Origin of the sequence: Paracraurococcus lichenis, assembly GCF_030657435.1 — a bacterium.
GTDB lineage: Bacteria > Pseudomonadota > Alphaproteobacteria > Acetobacterales > Acetobacteraceae > Paracraurococcus > Paracraurococcus lichenis.
On record NZ_JAUTWS010000418.1, the window covers coordinates 1 to 619 of the forward strand.

The window sequence follows — 619 nt, forward strand, 5'->3', positions numbered from 1 at the left end:
CACCGCTGAAGGACGCGATCGGCTCCTCGATCTGCTCGAGCAAGGCGCCGACCTGCCCGCCATCATCAGCATCCTTGTCGGTCAGCAGCACCGCGACGATCCGGCCCGTGTCGACGCTCGTGGCGATGTGCAGCTTGCGCCAGCCACGACGCCGCTGGCTGCCGTGCTTCTCGATCAGCCACTCGCCGGGCCCACACAACTTCAGCCCCGTGCTGTCCACCAGCAGGTGCACGGGCTCGCTGCCCGCCTTTGGCCGCAGCACCTCCAGCGTCTCGGCCCGACGGCTCAGAGTGGTATGGTCCGGCACGGGCAGAGTGAGACCGAGCAGCTGCAGGATGGAGCCGATCAGCCCCTCGGTCTGGCGCAGGGCCAAGCGGAACACCGCGCGCAGGGTCAGGGCGGTGGTGATCGCCAGATCGGAATAGCAGGGCTGCCCGCCTGGGGTGGTGCGCGGCGCCGCGTGCCAGGCCTCGATGGCTTCAGTCGTGAACCAGACGGTGAGGCTGCCGCGAGCACGCAAGCCGGCGTCGTACTCGGCCCAGTTCTTTACCCGGCACTGCTGAGCTGGAATATGGTGTCGGCGGTCGGCGTTGCCCTTGAACGGCATGGTGGCCCTCCC

1 protein-coding gene is annotated in these 619 nt (G+C 68.7%); it reads right to left on the bottom strand.

Translation table 11 applies throughout. From position 1 onward, the window contains the following. A partial coding sequence (locus Q7A36_RS40590; protein ID WP_305109457.1) for an IS5 family transposase occupies positions 1 to 607 on the bottom strand: 607 nt, incomplete at its 3' end. Positions 608 to 619 lie beyond the last annotated feature (12 nt).